The sequence below is a fragment of the Xanthomonas sp. NCPPB 1132 genome (assembly GCF_056629235.1).
The window spans coordinates 4,577,719-4,595,390 of sequence record NZ_CM152819.1 but is presented as its reverse complement, the minus strand read 5'-3'; the positions used below and the strand labels follow the sequence as shown (position 1 = coordinate 4,595,390).

At 70.7% G+C, this 17,672-nt stretch carries 17 protein-coding genes and 1 tRNA gene; 7 read left to right on the top strand and 11 right to left on the bottom strand.

What is annotated here, in order from left to right; genetic code table 11:
- Positions 1-74 precede the first annotated feature (74 nt).
- From bioH to bioB, 4 genes are all read right to left on the bottom strand, one after another.
- Entirely contained in the window at positions 75-836 is a 762-nt protein-coding gene (gene bioH, locus AC1G9L_RS19720; RefSeq protein ID WP_481069771.1) for a pimeloyl-ACP methyl ester esterase BioH, read from the bottom strand.
- Positions 837-885: 49 nt separating this feature from the next.
- Entirely contained in the window at positions 886-1,239 is a 354-nt protein-coding gene (locus AC1G9L_RS19715) for a DUF7079 family protein (protein WP_019802201.1), read from the bottom strand.
- On the bottom strand, positions 1,236-2,441 hold the full coding sequence (gene bioF / locus AC1G9L_RS19710) for an 8-amino-7-oxononanoate synthase (protein WP_481069770.1): 1,206 nt from the start codon (positions 2,439-2,441) through the stop codon (positions 1,236-1,238). Before bioF ends, AC1G9L_RS19715 begins: the two co-directional genes overlap by 4 nt.
- A 100-nt stretch (positions 2,442-2,541) precedes the next feature.
- Entirely contained in the window at positions 2,542-3,579 is a 1,038-nt protein-coding gene (gene bioB, locus AC1G9L_RS19705) for a biotin synthase BioB (protein ID WP_010341865.1), read from the bottom strand.
- Between the two features lie 49 nt (positions 3,580-3,628).
- On the opposite strand from bioB, the gene AC1G9L_RS19700 reads away from it, so the two are divergent.
- A complete protein-coding gene (locus AC1G9L_RS19700; protein ID WP_481069769.1) occupies positions 3,629-4,360 on the top strand; it encodes a ComF family protein in 732 nt (243 codons plus the stop codon).
- 47 nt (positions 4,361-4,407) lie between these two features.
- On the opposite strand, the gene AC1G9L_RS19695 is transcribed toward AC1G9L_RS19700, so the two are convergent.
- Both AC1G9L_RS19695 and ubiA read right to left on the bottom strand, forming a co-directional pair.
- The gene (locus AC1G9L_RS19695) at positions 4,408-4,887 is read right to left on the bottom strand and encodes a GNAT family N-acetyltransferase (protein WP_019799949.1); all 480 of its coding nucleotides are present in this window, start codon (positions 4,885-4,887) and stop codon (positions 4,408-4,410) included.
- Positions 4,888-5,121: 234 nt separating this feature from the next.
- On the bottom strand, positions 5,122-6,030 hold the full coding sequence (gene ubiA, locus AC1G9L_RS19690; protein WP_019799950.1) for a 4-hydroxybenzoate octaprenyltransferase: 909 nt from the start codon (positions 6,028-6,030) through the stop codon (positions 5,122-5,124).
- Between the two features lie 313 nt (positions 6,031-6,343).
- On the opposite strand from ubiA, the gene AC1G9L_RS19685 reads away from it, so the two are divergent.
- Together AC1G9L_RS19685 and AC1G9L_RS19680 are read left to right on the top strand one after the other, a co-directional pair.
- Positions 6,344-6,420: transfer RNA gene (locus tag AC1G9L_RS19685), tRNA-Arg, on the top strand.
- Positions 6,421-6,660: 240 nt separating this feature from the next.
- Positions 6,661-7,503: an alpha/beta fold hydrolase gene (locus AC1G9L_RS19680; protein ID WP_481069768.1), complete on the top strand. Its 843-nt coding sequence runs from the start codon at positions 6,661-6,663 to the stop codon at positions 7,501-7,503.
- A gap of 78 nt (positions 7,504-7,581) precedes the next feature.
- On the opposite strand, the gene AC1G9L_RS19675 is transcribed toward AC1G9L_RS19680, so the two are convergent.
- Positions 7,582-9,135: a YifB family Mg chelatase-like AAA ATPase gene (locus tag AC1G9L_RS19675; protein ID WP_019799952.1), complete on the bottom strand. Its 1,554-nt coding sequence runs from the start codon at positions 9,133-9,135 to the stop codon at positions 7,582-7,584.
- Between the two features lie 13 nt (positions 9,136-9,148).
- Positions 9,149-9,418 carry a ubiquinone biosynthesis accessory factor UbiK gene (gene ubiK / locus AC1G9L_RS19670; protein WP_019799953.1) on the bottom strand — a complete coding sequence of 90 codons (270 nt, stop codon included), beginning with the start codon at positions 9,416-9,418 and terminating at the stop codon, positions 9,149-9,151.
- A gap of 176 nt (positions 9,419-9,594) precedes the next feature.
- On the opposite strand from ubiK, the gene AC1G9L_RS19665 reads away from it, so the two are divergent.
- Entirely contained in the window at positions 9,595-9,933 is a 339-nt protein-coding gene (locus tag AC1G9L_RS19665) for a P-II family nitrogen regulator (protein WP_010341856.1), read from the top strand.
- 161 nt (positions 9,934-10,094) lie between these two features.
- Here AC1G9L_RS19665 and AC1G9L_RS19660 read toward each other — a convergent pair whose 3' ends face one another.
- Together AC1G9L_RS19660 and speE are read right to left on the bottom strand one after the other, a co-directional pair.
- Positions 10,095-10,826 carry a hypothetical protein gene (locus tag AC1G9L_RS19660; protein WP_019799954.1) on the bottom strand — a complete coding sequence of 244 codons (732 nt, stop codon included), beginning with the start codon at positions 10,824-10,826 and terminating at the stop codon, positions 10,095-10,097.
- Between the two features lie 249 nt (positions 10,827-11,075).
- Positions 11,076-11,927, bottom strand: coding sequence for a polyamine aminopropyltransferase (gene speE / locus AC1G9L_RS19655; protein WP_017916998.1), 852 nt, complete (start codon positions 11,925-11,927; stop codon positions 11,076-11,078).
- Positions 11,928-12,415: 488 nt separating this feature from the next.
- Between speE and speA the strand changes: the two genes are divergently transcribed.
- From speA to AC1G9L_RS19640, 3 genes are all read left to right on the top strand, one after another.
- Positions 12,416-14,305 (top strand): arginine decarboxylase, encoded by a 1,890-nt coding sequence (speA, locus tag AC1G9L_RS19650; RefSeq protein WP_019801331.1) that lies wholly within the window; start codon positions 12,416-12,418, stop codon positions 14,303-14,305.
- 207 nt (positions 14,306-14,512) lie between these two features.
- Positions 14,513-15,628, top strand: a complete 1,116-nt coding sequence (locus tag AC1G9L_RS19645; protein WP_019801121.1) for an acyltransferase family protein — start codon at positions 14,513-14,515, stop codon at positions 15,626-15,628.
- A 91-nt stretch (positions 15,629-15,719) separates the two neighbouring features.
- Entirely contained in the window at positions 15,720-16,400 is a 681-nt protein-coding gene (locus AC1G9L_RS19640) for a carboxypeptidase-like regulatory domain-containing protein (RefSeq protein WP_481069767.1), read from the top strand.
- Between the two features lie 341 nt (positions 16,401-16,741).
- On the opposite strand, the gene AC1G9L_RS19635 is transcribed toward AC1G9L_RS19640, so the two are convergent.
- Positions 16,742-17,653, bottom strand: a complete 912-nt coding sequence (locus AC1G9L_RS19635) for a LysR substrate-binding domain-containing protein (protein ID WP_481069766.1) — start codon at positions 17,651-17,653, stop codon at positions 16,742-16,744.
- Positions 17,654-17,672: the final 19 nt, after the last annotated feature.

Sequence of the window (17,672 nt, the reverse complement as noted above, 5' to 3'; positions counted from 1 at the left end):
GACCAGATGCAGCAGGCGTGTCGCGGCTGAAGCCGCTCCTACGACAGCATCGTGGAACGCGCGGCGCGACGCCGCTAGTCCAGCGTTGCCAGGAATCCGCGCAGTGCTTCGGCCACGGTGTCGGCATGACCCAGGAACGGCGCGTGGCCGCCGCCGGCGACGATCAATGCGCGCGCGTTCGGCGCCAGCGCGGCGGCGGCCTCCATGCCCGCGGGCGGAACCAGGCGGTCGCGCTGGCCGCCGATCCACAGGCTGGGCACGCGCAGGCCGGGCAGGGCGCGGCGCAGGTCGGTGCGTTCCAGCAGGGTCAGCCCGTCCTGCAGCACGTGTGGATCAGGCGCGCCACGCGCGTCGAGCGCTTCGCGCAGGGTGCGCAGTTCGGCGCGCGCGTGCGCCGAACCGAGCGTGTCCAGCGCCAGGAAGCGGTCGAGGGTGCCGCGGTAGTCCTCGGCCAGATCGCGGCCGAACTGGGCGAACACCTGCGGCTCCACCGCGTGCGGCCAATCGCTGCCGCGCACGAAGCGCGGCGTCGCCGCGAGCATCGCCAGCCCGCGCACCTGCGGTTGCGTGGCGGCGGCATGCAGCGCGAACAGACCGCCCAGCGACCAGCCCAGCCACACCGCCGGCGGCGTGGCCGCAGCGATCGCGCTGACCACGTGCGGCAGCGCCAGCGGCGTGTCGTCGCCGCGGCTGTGGCCGTGCCCGGGCAGGTCCACCAGATGCAGGCGGTACTGCGCCGAGAGGCGCTCGACCAATGGCGCGAAGATGCCGCCGTTCAACGCCCAGCCGTGCAGCAGGACCAGATCGGGGCCCTGCCCCAGGGTGTCGATATGCATCGTCGTCTATCGTCGCGAAGGAACAGGAAAGGCCGCGTCGGCCATCGCGTCAGTGCGCCGCGCGCTGCGCCAGCACCTGCGGCAGCAGCAGGCGCCACTGTCGGCGCGGATAGTCGCGGGTGCACCAGGCGGATACGCGATGCGCACCGCGACGCTGCTCGATCGCCGCGCTCAGCCAGTCGCCGTCGATGCCCTGCCAGGCGCCGGCCGGCGTCAGCAGGTTCGGCGCCAGCCGCGGATGCACGTCCTCGCGCAGCATTTGCCACAGCGTGTCGGTGGCGAACGGCGAGGCGGCGAGTACCGCGGCGATCTGCGCATGCCGCGCGTCGACCGCATCGTCCAGGTACAGCTCGGCCAGCGCATCCCACACCGCGCGTCGCGCGGCGAGGTCGGTTGCGCTCACGCCGGCACGCCGGGCGGATGCGCGGCCACGCGATCGCGGGCCAGCGCCAGCGCGTCCAGCAGCGCCTGCACCTGCGCCGGGGTGTGCAGCGCCGACAGGGTCACGCGCAGCCGCGACTTGCCTTCCGGCACGGTCGGTGGGCGGATCGCCGAGACCAGGTAGCCGGCCTGTTCCAGCGCCGCCGACCACGCCAGCGCGGTGCGCTCCTCGCCGCACAGCAGCGGCTGGATCGGCGTGTCCGAGGCCATCAGCTCCAGGCCGTGACGGCGGGCGCCGCCGCGGAACAGGGCGATCAGCTCGACCAGCCGCTCGCGCCGCCACTGGTCGCGCCGCGCCAGCTTGACCGCCGCCAGCGACGCCGCGGCCTGCGCCGGCGGCAGCGCGGTGGTGTACAGATACGGCCGCGCGGTTTCGGCCAGGTGCCGGATCAGCGTGGCATCGCCGACCACCGCGGCGCCGTAGCCGCCCAGTGCCTTGCCCAGTGTCACCAGTTGCAGCGGAACGTCGTCGACACCCAGGCCGGCCTCGGCGACGCTGCCGCGCCCCTGTGGGCCGACCACGCCGACGCCGTGCGCGTCGTCCACGTACAGCAGCGCCTGTTGCGTGCGCGCCACCAGCGCCAGCGAGCGCAGCGGGGCGACGTCGCCGTCCATGCTGAACACGCCATCGGTGGCCAGCATCGCCGCACCGTCGGCGGCGTGCTTGAGCTGGCGCATCGCGCCTTCGGCATCCAGGTGCGGATAGCGGCGCAGGCGGCAGCCAGCCAAGCGGCTGGCGTCGAGCAGGCTGGCGTGGTTGAGCCGGTCCTGCACGCACACGTCCTCTTCCTCGCTCAGCAGCGCCTGCTGCACCGCCAGGTTGGCGATGAAGCCGCTGCCGAACAGCAGCGCCTGCGGGTAGCCGAGCCAGTCGGCGATCTCGCGTTCCAGCGCCTCGTGCAGCGCATGGTGGCCGCACACCAAGTGCGAGGCGGTGGCGCCGGCGCCTTCGCGCGCGGCCGCGTCCTGCAGGGCCGCGACCACTTCGAACTGCTGCGCCAGGCCCAGGTAGTCGTTGCTGCAGAAGCCGGTCAGCCAGCGGCCGTCGACTTCCAGGCGCACGCCGTCGCGGCGGCCGACGCTGCGGCGTACGCGCAGGCGCCCCTGCGCTTCGCGCAAGGCGCGCGCGGACTGGATGCGGTCGTGCAGGGCGGGACGGGCCATGGGCGCGGGACGGGCATCTGGCGGGCTAGCGTAGCGCGTCCCCGGCCGCGCCGGACGCCGCCGGCGATGGACGGCCGGATCAGCGGACGGACGCGCGGCGTCAGACCAGGGCGGCGGCGATCGCCGGCGGGGTGGTGATGTCGGCGTGCACGGTGCCGGGATGGTCGTGTGCATCGGCATCGACCATCACCTGCATCGGCCGCAGCCCCAGGCGCGCGAACAGCGCCTGGTCGCGCTCGGTGTCCGGGTTGCCGGTGGTCAGCAGTTTCTCGCCGTAGAAGATCGAGTTGGCGCCGGCGCAGAAGCACAGCGCCTGCAGCTCGTCGCTCATGCTCTCGCGCCCGGCCGACAGCCGCACCATCGCCCGCGGCATCGCGATGCGCGCAACGGCGATCGTGCGCACGAACTCGAACGGATCCAGCTCGACCGTGCCGTGCAGCGGGGTGCCGGCGACCTGCACCAGGCGGTTGATCGGCACCGAATCCGGATGCACCGGCAGGTTGGCCAGCGCCTGCAGCAGGCCGGCGCGCTGGTCGCGCGACTCGCCCATGCCGACGATGCCGCCGCAGCAGGTCTTCAGGCCGGCGTCGCGCACGTGGGTGAGCGTGTCCAGGCGGTCCTGGTACTGGCGGGTGTGGATGATCGAATCGTAGAAATCCGGCGCGGTGTCCAGATTGTGGTTGTAGTAGTCCAGCCCGGCCGCCTTCAGCGCCTGTGCCTGGTTGCCGTCGAGCATGCCCAGGGTGGCGCAGGTCTCCAGGCCCAGCGCCTTCACCTCGCGGATCATCTCCGCCACCTTCGGGATGTCGCGGTCCTTGGGCGAGCGCCAGGCCGCGCCCATGCAGAACCGCGAGGCGCCGGCGGCCTTGGCCTGGCGCGCCTTGTCCAGCACCGCCTCGGTGCTCATCAGCTTCTGCGCCTCCACGCCGGTGGCGTAGCGCTGCGCCTGCGGGCAGTAAGCGCAGTCTTCCGGGCAACCGCCGGTCTTCACCGACAGCAGCGTGGACACCTGCACCTGCGCCGGATCGAAGTGTTCGCGGTGCACGGCGGCGGCGCGGTGCAGCAGTTCCGGGAACGGCAGATCGAACAGGGCGAGCAATTCCTGGCGTTGCCAGTCGTGTCGGACGACAGCGGACATGGGGGTTTCCTGACGGTCAGCGGCTGGGAAAGCGGGCAGTCTGGTGAGCATGCAAAGTCCTGTCAACTTCGTGAGTGGCGGTTTGGTTGACGGCGGCTGGCGCTGGCTGCAGCGCCGCCTGCTGCCGGAACGCTGCCTGGTGTGCGGCGAGCCCGGCGTGCCGGGCCTGGACCTGTGCGCGGCCTGTCGCGATGGCGTGCCCTGGAACGCGGCGGCCTGTTGCCGCTGTGCGCTGCCGCTGCCGGCGCTGGATGCCGAGCAGGTCTGCGGTGCGTGCCAGCGCAGGCCGCCGTTGCTGGAACGGGTCGCCAGCGCCTGCGTATACGCCGCGCCGGTCGATGGTCTGTTGCGCCGCTTCAAGTTCCACCAGGACCTGGCGGCCGGACGCCTGCTCACCGCGCTGCTGCAGACTCGCTGCGCGGCCTTGCCGCGGCCGCAGGCGCTGTTGCCGGTGCCGCTGCATCCGGCCCGGCTGCGCCAGCGCGGCTACGACCAGGCGCTGGAACTGGCGCGGCCACTGGCGCACGCGCTGGCACTGCCGCTGTGCCTGGAATTGCAGCGGGTGCGGGCGACCGCGGCGCAATCCGAACTGGATGCCCGCGCACGCCGGCGCAACCTGCGCGGCGCGTTCGCGGTGCCGGCCACGGCGGCATTGCCTGCACATGTGGCGCTGATCGACGACGTGATGACCACCGGCGCGACCCTGCACGCCGCGGCAACGGCGCTGCGCCGCGCCGGTGTGGAACGGGTCGATGCCTGGGTGGTGGCGCGGGTGCCGTGAGCGTTCGCGCGCGCCCGTCGTCCGCGGACGTGTGCGGATACCCGCCGTCAGGCAATCCGTTTCGACATACGGTAGTTGTGCAGCATCACGCCATTGAAAAAGAACGCGTTGCGGGAGTCGAGCGCGAAGCCGCGGCGTGCGAAGAGACGGCGCGCGCCCTCGCTTGCTTCGACAGACAGTACGGCGATGCCGGTCTTCTGAGCCACCGCCTCCAGTTCGGCGCAGATCGCCGAGCCTATGCCGGTTCCCACCCGCTCCGGGTGACAGTAGAGATGATCGATGTGGCCGTCCGGCTCCAAATCACCATAGCCGACGACCACGCCCTTTGCGTCCACTGCCACCAGGATCGTCCGGTGTGCGGCTCGCCTTAGATAGGTGCCGGGGTCGGGGCGCGACGGACTCCAGGCCGCGACCTGCTCGGCCGAATAATCGCCGATGCCGGCCTGGCGCACGGACGCATGGAACAACGTGGCAAGCGCGTCCGCGTCGGCAGGCGCAAACGCACGGACACGGATCGGCATCGACATCTACGGAGCATAAGGCCGCATGCGATAGCGGGAAAGCGGCGGCAGGCCGGGTTTCGCGCCAGGGCGTTCCACGGAGGACCTGTGCAGGCACAAGGCGTGGAACGGATCGAAATGGCAATGCCGCCGGGTCTGCGCGGCAAGCGGGGATGGCCCAGCTGCGTTATCGGCGGCGCTCGCGCCAACCGCGAGCAGCGACCTGCGATGTCCCCACGCTGTGGGCGCTAGTCGGTGGCCTCAGGGGGATGCCGCGCGCAACGCCAGCGCCGTAGCGATGCCGGCGAAGATCGCCAGGCCGACCCAGTTGTTGTGCAGGAAGGCGCGGAAGCAGGCTGCGCGTTCGCGGTGCCGGGCCATGCGGAACTCGGCGGCGACCAGCAGCGCCGCCGCGCCCAGCCCGGCCCAGTACCACACGCCCAGGTTCGCGCGGTGGCCGACGAAGGCGAGGGCGACGAACATCAGCGCGTACAGCACGCCCTGGATGACCAGGTCCAGTTCGCCGAACAGGATCGCGGTGGACTTGGAGCCGGCGCGCAGGTCGTCCTCGCGATCGACCATCGCATACCAGGTGTCGTAGGCGGTGGCCCACAGAATATTGACCGCGTACAGCAGCCAGCCCAGCGCCGGCACATCGCCGCGCACCGCGGCGAAGGCCATCGGAATGCCCCAGCCGAAGGCCATGCCCAGGTAGACCTGCGGCAGGTAGGTGTAGCGCTTGAGGTACGGATAGCTGGCGGCCAGGAACAGCCCGACCACGCTCAGGCCGATGGTCAGCGCGTTCATCGTCAGCACCAGTGCGAACGCCAGCAGCATCAGCACCGCGAACACCGCCAGCGCTTCGCGGCCGCTGACCGCACCGGTGGCCAGCGGCCGGCTGCGGGTACGCTCGACCTGCGGGTCCAGCCAGCGGTCGGCGTAGTCGTTGATCACGCAGCCGGCCGAGCGGGTCAGCCAGACCCCGGCGGTGAACACGAACAGGGTCCACAGCGGCGGTATCCCGTCGGCAGCCAGCCACAGCGCCCACCAGGTCGGCCACAGCAGCAGCAGCACGCCGATCGGCCGGTCGCCGCGCAGCAGTTTCCAGTACTGGCCCAGGCGCGCGCGCGGCGGCAGCGCGGCAGGCGTTTCGTAGCGTTCGTAACCCATCGCGCAAGGGTAGCAGCCGGGTGGTGTGGGCGGCAGCACGCGGTGTCGTGGGCTTGGCCCGCGCTCCGCGCGCTGGCGGCGGCAGCGCGAGGCGTCGGCGGTGTGCGGACGGCGTTGGTGGCCTGTCAGCGCAAGGCGGACGACGCGCCAGCGCGCCTGCGACGCCCGGCGTTCGATCGGCCCCTGCGTCATCCGCGCACCGCTTGCCCGGACAGCGGCGCAGCCGGATCGGACTGGCCGTGGCGCCGCTGCCGCAGCGAGTTGCGGCCGAGGGAGACGCGGCCGACGAATGTCGTTAGAATGCGCGTCCGTTGCGCCCGTAGCTCAGCCGGATAGAGTAGTGGCTTCCGAAGCCATTGGTCGGGGGTTCGAATCCCTCCGGGCGCGCCATCCCGTTCTGCCCCTGCGTCCTTCGCATCGTCTTTTCCGACGAGCGCGTGCTTGGTCAACAGGCCTGCAGGCGCCGCAGCGCGCATGCCGGCGACGCGGCTATCGTATGCGCATGCCAGCGCCCATCGTCCCCATTCCTGCTCTTGTGCCTACCCATCCTGCCGCCTGTTGCGCCGCAGATGCCGGCATCGTCGGCCCGTGCCTGCGCATCCGGCGCACCGCGCAGACTTGCGCCCGGACATGACCATTCCGCGTACGGTCAGTCCACGCACCGCGTTGCCCAAGCCGGCCGTCCGCCGGCTCGGCGCGGACGACGCGCTGGCCTATCTGCGGCTTGGCGAGGGTGCGCCGGTGCTGCTGGTGCACGGCGCCCTGTGCGACTACCGCTACTGGGCGCCGCAGCTGCGCGGCCTGGCCGACCGCTTCCAGCTCAGCGCGCTGAGCCTGGGCCAGTACTACCCGCGGCTGCCGTCGGCGTCGCGGCATGCGTTCGGTTGGCGCTGGCATGCGCGGCAGCTGGCCGCCTTCATCGCCGAGGAAGCGCGGTCGGTGCATCTGGTCGGCCATTCCCGCGGCGCCGCCGTCGCCTGGCAGGCGGCGCTGCTGCGGCCGGACGCGATTGCCAGCCTGACGTTGTTCGATCCGGGCGGCCCGCAACCGCAGGGCCTGCCGGCCGAGGTGCAGGCGGTCCGCGCGCAGGCGATCGCGTTGCTCCAGGACGGTCAGGTCGAGGCCGGCCTGGAATGCTTCGTCGATTCGGTCAGCCAGCCCGGCGCCTGGGCGCGCAGCAGCGCGAGCTTCCGGCAGATGGTCCGCGACAACGCGCAGACCCTGGTGCCGCAGATCGCCGACTTGCTGCCGGCGTACCGGCCCGAGCAGGCCGCTGCTCTGGCGATGCCGGTGTTGCTGGTCGCCGGCGAACGCAGCCCGGCGCAGTACCGCGACAACGCCGCCGCGCTGGCGACCTGGCTGCCGCAGGCGCGCCATGAGGTGCTGGCCGGCGCGTCGCACGGCATGACCTTCACCCATGCCAGGCGGTGCAATGCCTTGCTTGCCGAGTGGGTGGACGCTGTCAGCGGGTAGGCGTGTATGGCAGGAGATGCGCTCGTCCATCGCGGCCCGGTGCCGAAGAGCGGGACACACTGGCCCGCTGCGGCTTCTTCAACCGACCAGGCGGCGAGCCCCGGGTGACGTCGGACCCACGGCGCTCGCCGTCGGCTCGCCGCGATCCAGTTGCCGATACGCGATGGCCTCGGTCAGGTGCGCGGTGGCAATGGCGTCGCTGGCGTCCAGATCGGCGATGGTGCGGGCCACGCGCAGGATCCGGTGCAGCGAGCGTGCCGACAGCCGCAGGCGCTCGATGGCCTGTTCCAGCAGCGCCTCGTCGCGCGGTCGCAGGCGGCAATCGCGCAGGGTTTCGCTGTGGCCGAGTTGGCCGTTGGGCCGGCCGGCGCGGGCCTGCTGGCGTTGCCGTGCTTGCTCCACGCGTTCGCGCACGGCGGCACTGGACTCGCCTGGCGGCGCATCGGCGCGCAACGCCTGCGGCGGCAGCCGCGGTACGTCCACGTGCAGGTCGATGCGGTCCAGCAGTGGGCCGGAGATGCGTGCGCGATAGCGCCGCACCGCGTCCTCGCTGCAGCGGCAGCGGCCGCTGGGGTCGCCGGTCCAGCCGCAGGGGCAGGGATTCATCGCCGCGACCAACTGGAAGCGCGCAGGGAACTCGGCGCTGCGTGCCGCGCGTGACACGGTCACCTGGCCCGACTCCAGTGGCTCGCGCAGCACTTCCAGCGCATGCCGGTTCCACTCGGGCAGCTCGTCCAGGAACAACACGCCATGGTGCGCGAGCGAGATCTCGCCAGGACGCGGATGGCTGCCGCCACCGACCAGGGACACCGCGCTGGCGGTGTGGTGCGGTGCGCGGTACGGGCGTTGCCGCCAGCGCGCCGGATCCACACCGCGGCCGCTGACCGAGGCGATGGCCGCGCTCTCCAGCGCCTCGGCTTCGCTGGCTTCGGGCAGGATCCCGGGCAGGCGCGAGGCCAGCAGGGTCTTGCCGCAGCCGGGACTGCCGATCAGCAAGAGGTGGTGATGCCCGGCCGCGGCGATCTCCAGGGCGCGACGGGCCTGCGCCTGGCCGCGGACGTCGCTCAGGTCGGGAAAGGGGGCGGCGACCACGGGCGGGGCCGTTGCCGCAGGCAGGGTCTTGCTGCCGTTGAGCAATCCGCAGACCTCCAGCAGGGTACGCGCGGTGAAAGCCTGCACGTGTTGCGCCAGTGCCGCCTCGGCGCCGTTGTCGGCCGGGACGATCAGGGTGCGCCCGGCCTCGGCGGCGGCCAGCGCGGCCGGCAGGACGCCGTCGACCGGGCGCAATTCGCCGGTCAGCGCCAGTTCGCCGAGGAATTCGTACTGGCCGAGCACCTGCGGGTCGAGCTGGCCGGCGGCGGCGAGGATGCCCAGCGCGATCGGCAGATCGAAGCGGCCGCCCTCCTTGGGCAGATCGGCCGGTGCCAGGTTGACGGTGATCCGCCGTGCCGGGAATTCGTATTGCGCGCAGAGCAGGGCGGCGCGGACGCGATCGCGCGATTCGCGTACCGCCGCCTCGGGCAGGCCGACGATCTGGGTGGACGGCAGGCCGCCGGAGAGATGGACTTCGACCCGAACCGGAGGCGCAAGCACCCCCGCGCGGGCACGGCTGTGCACCAGCGCCAGGCTCATGGTGGCGGGTGGATCAGGCGGTGGGGCTGGGCGTGGCCCCGCTGCGCGCCGCTTCCAGCGCGGCGACGCTGCGCTCCAGCGCCTCGAGCTTCTCGCGCGTGCGCAGCAGCACCGCGCGCTGCACTTCGAATTCCTCGCGGGTGACCAGGTCGAGCTTGCCCAGCCCGGCCTGCAGCGCGCTCTTGAAGGTGCTCTGCAGTTCGTCGCGGGATTGGCGCAGGCCCGGCGGCACCAGGTCGCTGAGGCGGCGGGCGAGGTCGTCGAGATGGTTGAGGTCGATCATGGCTGTGCTCCGGCAGGTGGCGTCAGAGTGCGGCACCCGGCAGGTCGGGACCATCGGGATCGGACGCGGCGCGCTGTCGGAAAATTCCGGCGTTGGGGGCGCGCGGCCATTGAACCCGACGGCCGGGAATCGCGCAACCGCGCTATCCTGACGCCATTGTGATTGGAGAACGCCGCATGAAGATGATCATGGCCGTGATCAAGCCGTTCAAGCTCGACGACGTGCGCGAAGCGCTCGCCGCGCAGGGCGTGGCCGGCATCACCGTCACCGAGGTCAAGGGCTTCGGCCGGCAGAAGGGCCACACCGAGCTGTACCGCGGCGCCGAGTACGTGGTCGATTTCCTGCCCAAGGTGAAGCTGGAAGTGGCGGTCAGCGAGGACCAGGTGGAGCGCGTGGTCGAAGCCATCGTCAAGGCTGCCGCCACCGGCAAGATCGGCGACGGCAAGGTCTTCGTCTACGACCTCGGCACGGTGGTGCGGATCCGCACCGGCGAACTGGACGCAGACGCGCTGTAACGCAGTCACGGCGCGCGCATTGGCCTGGCATGGATGGTGGCGTGTAGGAGCGGCTTCAGCCGCGATGGGCGTTCCCGATAGAACCTGTCGCGGCTGAAGCCGCCCCTACAGGCGTGGCGGGCCCGTTGGATAGGCCAGGCACGTTTACGCCAGACACAGGCTCAGACGCCGCCGTAGCCGCGGCCGAGGGTCAGCCAGAACGTCGCCACCACCAGCACCGCCACGATGACCGTGGCGCGGCTGGACGGTAGCGGCAGCGGCGCGCGCGACCGGCGCGACAGCGCAACGACCACCAGGCCGATCGGTGCCAACAGGCCTTCCTGTGCCGCCTCGCGCAATGCCGGCAGCACCGGCCCGGCATGAAACAGCACGCTCACGCAGGCCACCGCGCCGGCAGTGGCGTAGGCCGCCAGCATTGGCCTGCCTTTCGGCAGCCACGGGGCGATGGCGCGCAGCACCTGCACATACAGCCATGCACCGGCCAGTCCCATCCCCAGCCGCCAGGCCCAGACCGGCTGCAGGCCGAGATCGCGCAGGACGAAGGCGAGGTCGCCGTCATCGGTGACCGCGGAGAACAGCAGGTAGCCGGCGCCCCACAGTCCGTTGAAGGCGGCGATCAGCGCGAGCGCCAGGCGCGGCATGTCCGCGCGACGGCGGCGTGCCGCCAGGATGCAGAGTGCGGCCACGCACAGATTCGCCAGCGGCCCGGCAGCATCGACGATCGGTTGGCCGGGCTGGCAGCGGAAGTACACCGACGTGAGCCAGCGGACGGTGCCGCCGCTGCCCAGGCAGGCCAGGCCATGGCCCACCGCTTCGTGGGCGACGCAGGCGACGACGAAGCCGATCGCGGCCAGCGCGCACAGGGTCCACGGCGACGTCGTCTGGGAGCGCATGAGGGCTCGCGGTTTGTGCGATGGAGGCCGGCGCATCGTCGCACGCGCGGGCCATGGCGTGCGGCATCGTTCGGCGTTGGCGGCCGTGCAGCGCGCGCTCGCGGCAACCGGCGAGGCGATGCCATGCGCGATGCAGCGCGCCCATCTATGCGGATGCGCACGCGTTGGGGGCCGGCCTTACCGAGGGCCCCGACAGTGCTCCGCGGCATCGGCGCACGTCATGCGCCGATGCCGAAGGAGGTCTGGGTCTTAGCCGCCCAGCGCCTCGGCCACGAACGGCGGCAGCACCTGGGTGCCGGTGTGCAGGTGCGCGCTGTAGTAACGCGTGGCGAACGGCTTGGCCGCGGCGTCGTCCTGGCGGAAGTCGAAGCCGCCCTGCTTGCGCGCCATGGTCACGCTCCACCAGCCGGTCGGGTAGCACGGCTGCGGGAACGGTACGGTGTGGAAGCTGGCGAAGCCGGCCTTGCCCATTTCCGCGCGCATTTCCTTGATCAGGTCCAGCAGCGCCAGCGGCGATTCGGACTGCTGCACCAGGATGCCGTCGTCCTTCAGCGCCTTGAAGCAGCTCTCGTAGAAGGCCTTGTTGAACAGGCCTTCGGCCGGGCCGACCGGGTCGGTGGAGTCGACGATGACGATGTCCACGCTGCCGGCCGGGCAGTTGGCCATGTAGGCCACGCCGTCGTCGAACAGCAGTTCGGCGCGCGGGTCGTTGTTGGAGTCGCACAGCTCCGGGAAGTACTTCTCGGCCATGCGCGTGACCTGCTCGTCGATGTCGCACTGGGTAGCGCTTTCCACGCCCGGGTGCTTGAGCACTTCGCGCAGGGTGCCGCAGTCGCCGCCGCCGATGATCACCACGCGCTTGGGCGCGGCGTGGGTGAACAGCGCCGGGTGGCTGATCATCTCGTGGTAGAAGAAGTTGTCGCGCGTGGTCAGCATCACCGCGCCGTCGATCACCATCAACTTGCCCCAGTCGGTGGTGTCGTAGATCTCGATCTTCTGGAACGGCGACTGCACCTCGTCCAGCTTGCCGGTGATGCGGTAGCCGATGGCCGAGCCGGTGGGCTGGAAGTGTTCGATGTACCAGTTGTCGTTGGCGCTCATGCAGATGTCCTAGGAAAGCAAAAAGAATGCAGCATTTCCTTCTCCCCCCGGGAGAAGGTGGCGCGAAGCGCCGGATGAGGGTCGGGCGCAGCCTCGTGCAGCCAGGCCGCGCGACGCTGTTACCACACCTCCCCGGATGAGGGTCGGGCGCAGCCTCGTGCAGCCAGGCCACACGACGCTGTTACCACACCTCTCCGGATGAGGGTTGGGCGCAGCCTCGTGCAGCCAGGCCACGCGACGCTGTTACCGTACCTCCCCGGATGAGGGTCGGGCGCAGCCTCGTGCAGCCAGGCCACACGACGCTGTTACCACGTCTCTCCGGATGAGGGTCGAGCGCAGCCTCGCGCATCCAGCCCGCACCACGCGCCCGCGAACCCGGCCCGGCTCCGCCAGGAGCCGAGGGCGTCGGAACGGCGCGGATTGTAACGGACCCCACGCGTAGCAGGGGTTACAATCCACGCCCTTTTTCCGTCAGCCGAGCCGCCACGATGAGCGATTGGTCCCTCGACCAAGCCCGCAAGACCTACTCGATCCCGCACTGGGCCGACGGGTACTTCGACGTGGACGCGGCCGGCCGGGTGGTGGTGCGGCCGCAGGGCGCCGACGGCGTGGCGATCGCGCTGCCGGAGGTGGTGGACGCCGCGCGCGCGGCCGGCGCCAAACTGCCGATGCTGGTGCGCTTCCCCGACATCCTCGGCGAGCGCCTGGGCAAGCTGCAGGCCGCCTTCGCCCAGGCCCAGGCCGATTGGGACTACGCCGGCGGCTACACCGCGGTGTACCCGATCAAGGTCAACCAGCACCGCGGCGTGGCCGGCACCCTGGCCAGCCACCAGGGTGAGGGCTTCGGCCTGGAGGCGGGCAGCAAGCCGGAACTGATGGCGGTGCTGGCGCTGTCGCGGCCGGGCGGGCTGATCGTGTGCAACGGCTACAAGGACCGCGAGTACATCCGCCTGGCGCTGATCGGGCGCAAGCTCGGCCTGCAGACCTTCATCGTCATCGAGAAGCCGTCGGAGCTGAAGCTGGTGCTGGAGGAGGCGCGCGCGCTGGACGTGAAGCCGGGCCTGGGCGTGCGCATGCGCCTGGCCTCGCTGGGCGCGGGCAAGTGGCAGAACAGCGGCGGCGACAAGGCCAAGTTCGGGCTGTCGCCGCGGCAGGTGCTGGACCTGTGGAAGACACTGCGCGACACCGAGTACGCCGACGCGCTGAACCTGCTGCACTTCCACATGGGCTCGCAGATCTCCAACGTGCGCGACATCGCCAACGGCATGCGCGAGGCCACGCGCTACTTCGTCGAGCTGTCCAAGCTGGGCGCGAAGATCAGCCACGTCGACGTCGGCGGCGGCCTGGGCATCGACTACGAAGGTACCCGCTCGCGCAGCTACTGCTCGATCAACTACGGCTTGCACTCCTACGCCAGCAACATCGTGCAGCCGCTGGCCAGCGCCTGCGAGGAGCACGGCCTGCCGCCGCCGCGCATCGTCACCGAGTGCGGGCGCGCGATGACCGCGCACCACGCGGTGCTGATCGCCAACGTGTCCGAGGTGGAGCAGGCGCCGGAGGGCCGCGTGCCCGACGCGCACGACGACGAACCGGCGGCGATCCGCCACCTGCGCGAGATCCATGCCGAACTGGACCAGCGCCCGGCGGTGGAACTGTTCCAGGAGGCGCAGCATTTCCATGCCGAAGGCCTCAGCGGCTACGCCCTGGGCCAGATCGACCTGACCCACCGTGCGCGCATCGACGACCTGTTCTACGCCATCGCCCACGGCGTGCGGGCGCGGCTGAGCCACGAGGAAAAGAGCCACCGCCCGGTGCTGGACGAGCTCAACGAGCGCCTGGTCGACAAGTACTTCGTCAACTTCAGCGTGTTCGAATCGATCCCCGACGTGTGGGCGATCGACCAGGTGTTCCCGATCGTGCCGATCGAACGCCTCAACGAGGCGCCGGCGCGGCGCGGCGTGGTCTGCGACATGACCTGCGATTCGGACGGCATGGTCAAGACCTACGTCGAGAACGAAAGCCTGGATAGCTCGCTGCCGCTGCACGCGCTGCGTCCGGGCGAGAGCTACCGCATCGGCTTCTTCCTGGTCGGCGCCTACCAGGAAATCCTCGGCGACATCCACAACCTGTTCGGCGATACCGACGCGGTGGAAGTGGCGGTGGACGGCGACGGCTATCGCATCGCCCAGCAGCGCCGTGGCGACACCACCGACGTGATGCTGGACTACGTCGGCTACCGCCTGGACGACCTGCGCGCCGCCTACGCCGAACGCGTGGCCGCCGCGCAGTTGCCGGCCGCGCAGGCGACGGAACTGGCCGACGCGCTCGAGGCCGGCCTGACCGGCTACACCTACCTGTCGGACGAACCGCTGGGCTGACAGCGGCGATCCACGCAAGCCCCTCTCCCCCCGGGAGAGGGGTTGGGGTGAGGGTACGCCCGTGCAGACAGCATGGAGGTTAGGCTTAGCCGCCTGGCGCCGCGGCTGCATCTTCCAGGCGCGATCGCTTGGGCGTCGGTAGACGGCCACTGTCGCAACCGGCGATGCAGCCAGTAAGCTGCTCGCTCCTCACCGCCAACCCCTGCGATGCGCTATCCCGGCCTCGACCTGCTGCGCGCCACCGCCATCGTCTGGGTGATGTTGTTCCACTCCTTCGTGGTCGGTGGGCTGGGTCCGGATTGGGAGTGGCTGTCGCGTTATGGCTGGATGGGCGTGGACCTGTTCTTCGTGCTCAGCGGCTTTTTGATCGGCGGCCAGGTACTGGCGCCGCTGGCCCGTGGCGAGCGGCTGCGCTACGGCGAGTTCTACCGCCGCCGCGCCTATCGCATCCTGCCGGCGTACGTGGTGGTGCTGGCGTTGTACCTGGCCTGGCCCGGTTTTCGCGAGGCGCCCGGGATCGCGCCGTGGTGGCTGTTCGCCAGTTTTACCCTCAACCTTGGTATCGACTACGCCAACCAGCAGGCGTTCTCGCATGCCTGGTCGCTGTGCGTGGAAGAGCACTTCTACCTGGTATTTCCGCTGCTGGCGGCGTGGCTGCTGCGGCGGCCGTCCGCGCCGCGCTTCGTGGCGCTGTGCGTGACCGTGGTGCTGGCCGGCATCGCCCTGCGCAGCGCCATCTGGCTGCACGACAGCGCGCTGGATCGCATCGGTGCCGGGCTACAGCGCAACTGGTTCATCGAGGATCTCTACTACCCCACCTGGAACCGCCTGGACGGCCTGCTGGCCGGCGTGGCGCTGGCGGTGCTGAAGACATTCCGGCCGCAGCAGTGGCAGCGCATGCAGCGCCATGCCAGCACCGTCGCGCTTGCCGGGATCGCGGTTTGTGCGCTGGCGATGTGGCTGTTCCGCGACCGCACCGGCCTGCTCGGCAATGCGGTCGGTTGGCCGGTGCTGTCGTTGGGGCTGGCGTTGCTGGTCGGCGCTGGCGCCTCCACGCAGGGATGGCTGGGGCGTTGCCGGGTGCCGGGTGCGGCCTGGCTGGCCGCGGTGTCCTACAGCCTGTACCTCAGCCACAAGGCCGCGTTCCATCTGACCCAGGTGTGGTTCGGCGCGCAACTGGACGGCCGCGGCGTGCTCGCCTTCGCCGCCTATGCCGGCACGGCACTGCTGTTCGCGGCCGTCCTGCACTACGCGGTGGAGCGGCCGTTCCTGCGCCTGCGCGAGAGGCGCAGCGCGCCGGTCGCAGCGGCAGCGCGTGGCTAAGGGGGCTGGCCCGCCCGGGCGGGACACCCCTATGGCGCCGCAACGGATCGTGCTAGCGTGCGCGCCTTCAGGGACGAATAGGGGGAATGAAATGCCGACGATTACACGCCGTGGCTGGGTCCTGTTGCTGAGCTGCGGACTGGCCGCTGCCGGCCAGGGCGCCGCGCAGGTGCGCACCTCGCCGACCGTGGACAACACGCCGAAGATCCGTGAGGTCATGCCGAGCCAGCCGTTTGACAAGCAAGCCGCAGAGGCTGCTCTGGCCAAGGGTCATGCGACCATCACCGGCGTGGCCTGCGCCTATCACGACAACCGCGTGTTTCTGGCCAACAATCGCAAGGTCATGCTGTTTCCGGCGACGCCCTACTACGAGCAGTGGGTTGCCATGCGCAAGAAGGCCGACCCCAGTAAGGAAGCGGTAAAGATGTCCGACCAGGCTTACAACGCGCGCGTGGAGACGGAGACCGACGCCAAGGGTGCGTTTCAGTTCACCGACATGCTGCCCGGCCGTTACATTCTGGCCCTGCAGTTCCAGTTCGATCAGGCCAAGTCACGCGATGTGTATGCGGGCAGCAGCTACGGCGATTCCATGCAGGTGGATCATTACGAGCGTCAGGATTACACGGTCGCGCGCGCCGACGAGCTTTTCAAGGAAGTGGAAATCAAGACCGATGGCGGCACGGTAAAGACCGCGCTTTCCGGAGGCGCCGGCATGCTCAACGGCGGTGGGGGGCTGTGGAGCAAAATGCTGCCGTGCAAGACCAACCTCTGATCGGCATGCGCAGCGCCGGTTCCGGTACGTGATCGGTGTTTCGCTTTGGCGGCGCCCGTGTCGCCGGGTGCGGGCTGGCAGGAGTGGGCGTCAGGTCTCGGCGTTGTCCAGTGGGAAATGACCATCCGCAGGTTTTCGCCGGCAGCCTCGGTTCGATGCCTTGATGGGCTAAACGACCCGGGGCGGCGGAGCAGCGTTCGGTCCTTGTCGCCCGACGGTTTTTCCTGCGTCTGTGCAAACCGTCTGCAGCGCTCGCTGGCGTGTCGCTGGTGGTCTGGATCGCCCTGTCGGAACGCGTTTGGCGTGTGGGCCGGCCGTATGTGGCGCCGCACGTAGCGATCTCATTCCGGATTGCCATACGCTACGCGCGCCTCGTGCAAACGCTGTTGCACGATCTCCGCCAGCCGCGTCACCGCCGGCGGTGGCGTGGCGACCGCGCGGTGCAGGGTCAGTCCCAGTGCCGGCAGCGTCGGCAGGCCGCCGGCGCCGGGCGCCAGCAGGGTCAGTCCGGCCGGCACGCCGGCCGGGGTGCGCAGGGTGATGCCCAATCCGGCGCGGACCGCTGCCCACACCCCGCCAAGGCTGGCGCTGGTGAAGGCGATGCGCCACGGGATGCCGGCGCGGTCCAGGGCGGTGGTCGCGGCGGTGCGCAGCAAACACGGTGCTTCCAGCATCACCAGCGGCAGCGGCGCGTCGCCGCTCCAGGTGGCCGTCGTGGACAGGCTGCTGCGGTCGTCTGCGGCGATCCAGCGCAGCGGCCACGCCGCTTGCGCCTGCCGATACGGCGAGGTGGCGCCGGACTCCCAGGCCAGGGCCAGGTCCAGGTGCCCCGCCTCCACCCGTGCCAGCAGTTCCTGGTGGCGGGCGATGCGCGCTTCGATCCGCACCTGCGGGTGGGCGCGGGCGAAGCGCCCCAGCACGTCCGGCAACATGTGCTCGCCGAAGTCCTCCTGTAGCCCCAGCCGCACCCAGCCCTGCAGCGCCGTGTCCTGCAGGGCCACGACGGCCTCGTCGTTGAGCTCGAGCAGCCGCCGCGCATAGCCCAGCAAGGCTTCGCCGGCCTCGGTCAGGGCCAGGCCGCGGCCCTGGCGGCGCAGCACCGGCTGCCCGGCCTGCTCCTCCAGCTTCTTCAACTGCGCGCTGATCGCCGAGGTGGAGCGCCCGCGGCGGTCGGCTGCCTTGGCGAAGCTGCCCAGTTCCACGCCGGCGACGAAGCTGCGCAGCGCGTCGAGGTCGAAGGTGATCGGGCGCATCGGTCGATCCTGATTTTCC

What these genes read in the sequence shown, in the direction of transcription:
- AC1G9L_RS19675 (WP_019799952.1), bottom strand. Translation starts at nt 9,135, where the DNA reads ATGAGCCTGGCGCTGGTGCACAGCCGTGCCCGCGCGGGGGTGCTTGCG.
- AC1G9L_RS19680 (WP_481069768.1), top strand. Translation starts at nt 6,661, where the DNA reads ATGACCATTCCGCGTACGGTCAGTCCACGCACCGCGTTGCCCAAGCCG.
- AC1G9L_RS19640 (WP_481069767.1), top strand. Translation starts at nt 15,720, where the DNA reads ATGCCGACGATTACACGCCGTGGCTGGGTCCTGTTGCTGAGCTGCGGA.
- bioB (WP_010341865.1), bottom strand. Translation starts at nt 3,579, where the DNA reads ATGTCCGCTGTCGTCCGACACGACTGGCAACGCCAGGAATTGCTCGCC.
- AC1G9L_RS19635 (WP_481069766.1), bottom strand. Translation starts at nt 17,653, where the DNA reads ATGCGCCCGATCACCTTCGACCTCGACGCGCTGCGCAGCTTCGTCGCC.
- AC1G9L_RS19700 (WP_481069769.1), top strand. Translation starts at nt 3,629, where the DNA reads ATGCAAAGTCCTGTCAACTTCGTGAGTGGCGGTTTGGTTGACGGCGGC.
- AC1G9L_RS19645 (WP_019801121.1), top strand. Translation starts at nt 14,513, where the DNA reads ATGCGCTATCCCGGCCTCGACCTGCTGCGCGCCACCGCCATCGTCTGG.
- AC1G9L_RS19660 (WP_019799954.1), bottom strand. Translation starts at nt 10,826, where the DNA reads ATGCGCTCCCAGACGACGTCGCCGTGGACCCTGTGCGCGCTGGCCGCG.
- AC1G9L_RS19665 (WP_010341856.1), top strand. Translation starts at nt 9,595, where the DNA reads ATGAAGATGATCATGGCCGTGATCAAGCCGTTCAAGCTCGACGACGTG.
- ubiA (WP_019799950.1), bottom strand. Translation starts at nt 6,030, where the DNA reads ATGGGTTACGAACGCTACGAAACGCCTGCCGCGCTGCCGCCGCGCGCG.
- ubiK (WP_019799953.1), bottom strand. Translation starts at nt 9,418, where the DNA reads ATGATCGACCTCAACCATCTCGACGACCTCGCCCGCCGCCTCAGCGAC.
- bioH (WP_481069771.1), bottom strand. Translation starts at nt 836, where the DNA reads ATGCATATCGACACCCTGGGGCAGGGCCCCGATCTGGTCCTGCTGCAC.
- AC1G9L_RS19695 (WP_019799949.1), bottom strand. Translation starts at nt 4,887, where the DNA reads ATGTCGATGCCGATCCGTGTCCGTGCGTTTGCGCCTGCCGACGCGGAC.
- bioF (WP_481069770.1), bottom strand. Translation starts at nt 2,441, where the DNA reads ATGGCCCGTCCCGCCCTGCACGACCGCATCCAGTCCGCGCGCGCCTTG.
- speA (WP_019801331.1), top strand. Translation starts at nt 12,416, where the DNA reads ATGAGCGATTGGTCCCTCGACCAAGCCCGCAAGACCTACTCGATCCCG.
- speE (WP_017916998.1), bottom strand. Translation starts at nt 11,927, where the DNA reads ATGAGCGCCAACGACAACTGGTACATCGAACACTTCCAGCCCACCGGC.